3 protein-coding genes and 1 pseudogene are annotated in these 3002 nt (G+C 52.7%); all 4 read left to right on the forward strand.

Annotated elements, in window-relative coordinates; genetic code table 11:
- On the forward strand, positions 1-584 hold a 584-nt coding region (locus MoGM_RS12990), incomplete at its 5' end, for a hypothetical protein (RefSeq protein ID WP_199181768.1).
- Between the two features lie 45 nt (positions 585-629).
- Positions 630-1823 (forward strand): hypothetical protein, encoded by a 1194-nt coding sequence (locus MoGM_RS05660; protein WP_104369152.1) that lies wholly within the window; start codon positions 630-632, stop codon positions 1821-1823.
- Between the two features lie 231 nt (positions 1824-2054).
- The gene (locus tag MoGM_RS05665; RefSeq protein WP_104369153.1) at positions 2055-2840 is read left to right on the forward strand and encodes a polysaccharide deacetylase family protein; all 786 of its coding nucleotides are present in this window, start codon (positions 2055-2057) and stop codon (positions 2838-2840) included.
- A pseudogene (locus MoGM_RS05670) lies at positions 2837-3002 on the forward strand (glycosyltransferase); the annotation flags it as partial. The gene MoGM_RS05665 and the pseudogene MoGM_RS05670, both read left to right, overlap by 4 nt.

The raw sequence follows: 3002 nt of genomic DNA on the forward strand, positions 1-3002 counted from the left end.
CATCGGAAGACCTCAAAGAGAAGATTACAGACAGGGCAAGGCGCATGGCCAAGCCCCGGCGGGCACACCTCATGCCGTGGATTGCCGCAGCCTGCGCGGCCGGAATACTCGTGATATTCCTCACGCCGCCCAAGAACGGCGACACCGCCACGGCCCGGAAAGCACCGGTGACAGACACCGTAAGCGCGCAACCGCCACGGCAGCCGGCACCGACGGCAGACATACGGAAAGAAAACAACCTGACGGCCACGGCCTCACCGGCCGTAAAGAAAAAGCCGGCGCCGAAGCGCTCGGAAACCCGAACGCCACACACCAGCAGCGACAGCAGACAGGCCGAGGCACCCGCCAAGGCCGCAAGACGGAATATCACCGGGCCGATGCCTGCGGCAATAAGCATGGACGGAGCCTCACCGGACAGGATAATATCCGAGGCTGACCTGCCAATCACCAACCGGGAGAACTTCGAGTACACGGCCGAGGAAATAGAACAGATAAGGCGGCTGTCAGCGAAAGCCTGTCTGGCAAGGATGAGACTGGAAGTGGAAATAGCGAAGTACAACATGGAACAAATGGCAAACATATAACGGGAGCCTGTAATTTAATTAAAAAACAACTAAAACAATATTGATATGAAAAAGACAATCATCATGCTGCTCATCGCTTGCGGCATAAGCATGGCGGCAAGTTCGGCGGAGGTTAACGCACCGGCAAAAGTGCCCGAGAACCTGAAAAAGGCCCTTAACAACCTTTGCACGAAAGGCGGCAACGAGAAAGCCATGTCCGTAAAGAAAGACGTCGACCCGAATACCGGCTTGCTGAAAGAGATGTATAAGGGAACAAGCATCACGGTAAAAGCCGGCGACAAGCTGCTGCAAAAAGTCATAGAGGCATTCGAGAAAGACAAGGACTGCGGCTACCAGTATATCCACATAGCCCCGGGCGACAAGCCGAATGAAGTGATCAGCATGGGCAGCGGGCAGCTGGTATTGCGCGAGAAACCGGGAGACGAACTGTGGATGCTCAACACCAAAAATCCCGACAACCCGTCGCTGCGTGACTGCTATGCGCTCGTGCTCGACAACGGGAAAGACGTAAGGAAAGGAAAGATATTCATAATCACCTCTGCCCGCCCCGACATTGAAAATGATAAAGAAATCAAATACAACGGCTACATAACCTATCCGGGAATAACTCCCGCGGCCGGCGTAACGAAGAGAAGCGGCAAGTTTGTCATCGAGGGCACCGTAGACGAAGCCATTGCCGACTCGTGCTACAACATTTACATTGCCGACGACGATGACGTGATAGCCGACAACGACATTGTCGCGTGTGTACCGGTGGTGAACAAGAAGTTCCGTTTCGAGACAGAACTCGACAATATCAAATCCGGCCGCATACGTGCCATATTCCCGGGCAACGAGCTTTGCACGGCATGGATAGACATATACTTCATTCCCGACTTTACGGTCTACATGACGGTACATAACGGTCACTATAACATACAAAACCAAGGGGAATACTCCCGCATAGTGAACGAATACATTAACAGGCGCAACAACACCGGCGGCATCGTCCCGGTAGTGAAAGACAAGGAGTCGGATGAAGAAAAAATGAACAAGATGAGAGCATCGATAATACTTTACAGAAATATGATTTCCGACATAAAAGATCAGATTAGGAACATCCGCAGCGGCATGGAAGCCGGCCACGACAACAAAAAGACAGCACAGAAACACATCGACCGGCTGCACCAACAGATGGAAGACATAATGAAAAAGATGCAGTCGCTAATAGACAAGTTTGCCGAAAGCATCGACGAATAGAAAAAAGACATGGCAAACGCCGTATGGCAGACGCGGGACAACCGACGTAAAACAGATTAAACGGACGAGAGGTAAAAGGTGGTCGGGGCACCACTTTTTACCTCTTGTCCGTTTAATAACATTTGCATTTTTCCGAATTTCACATCCGTCATTTCACATTTACGCATCCGACATGATCAAAACTCCGATTATTTTCAGTAATTTTGCAGCGTAACCAAACAAAACAAGGCAATGATATTACTCAGTTTTGACACCGAAGAGTTTGACGTTCCGCGCGAGCATGGGGTGGACTTCACGCTCGAAGAGGGCATGAAAGTATCCGTGGAGGGTACGCGCCGCATACTCGACTGCCTGAAAGAAAACGGAGTTAAAGCGACGTTCTTCTGCACATCAAACTTCGCGGAGAACGCTCCCCAAACCATACGGCGCATCATCGAAGAGGGACACGAGGTGGCATGCCACGGTTGCGACCACTGGAAACCGGCGGCCACAGACGTGGAACGCTCCAAGAGGATACTCGAAAAAATCACCGGACTGACGATGAACGGCTACCGGCAGCCGAGAATGTTCCCCGTGAGCGACAGCGAACTGACCCGCATGGGGTATAAATACAACTCGTCGTTAAATCCCGCTTTCATTCCCGGCAGATACATGCACCTGTCTGCCCTGCGCACGTATTTCATGCGCGACGGCGTGATGCAGATACCGGCCTCGGTCACACCGTGGCTCCGCTTCCCGCTCTTCTGGCTCTCGCTGCACAACCTGCCCGAGCGGTTATACCACTCGCTCACGCGCCGTGTGCTGCGCCACGACGGGTATTTCGTGACCTACTTCCACCCGTGGGAGTTCTACGACCTTAAAGAACACCCGGAGTTCCGTATGCCGTTCATCATCCGCAACAACAGCGGGCGCCGCATGACGGAACGTCTCGACAGGCTCGTCAAGATGCTCAAAGCAGACGGACGGCAATTCGTCACATACACCGAGTTCGTGAATTTAAAAACAAACCGATCATGACCAAACTGGCAATAGTGTCTCCCTGCTATAACGAGGAGGAAGTGCTCGAAAGCTCTGCCCGCCGGCTGACGGACCTGTTAGACAGCCTCACGGCGTCGGGAGAAATCGGCGTAGACAGCTTCGTGCTCTTCGTGAACGACGGAAGCCGTGACAGCACATGGC

Origin of the sequence: Prevotella sp. MGM1, assembly GCF_002933775.1 — a bacterium.
In the GTDB taxonomy this organism is placed as follows: domain Bacteria; phylum Bacteroidota; class Bacteroidia; order Bacteroidales; family Bacteroidaceae; genus Prevotella.

Excerpts from the sequence above, each read along its gene's own strand:
- MoGM_RS05660 (WP_104369152.1), top strand. The coding sequence starts at position 630 with ATGAAAAAGACAATCATCATGCTGCTCATCGCTTGCGGCATAAGCATG.
- MoGM_RS05665 (WP_104369153.1), top strand. The coding sequence starts at position 2,055 with ATGATATTACTCAGTTTTGACACCGAAGAGTTTGACGTTCCGCGCGAG.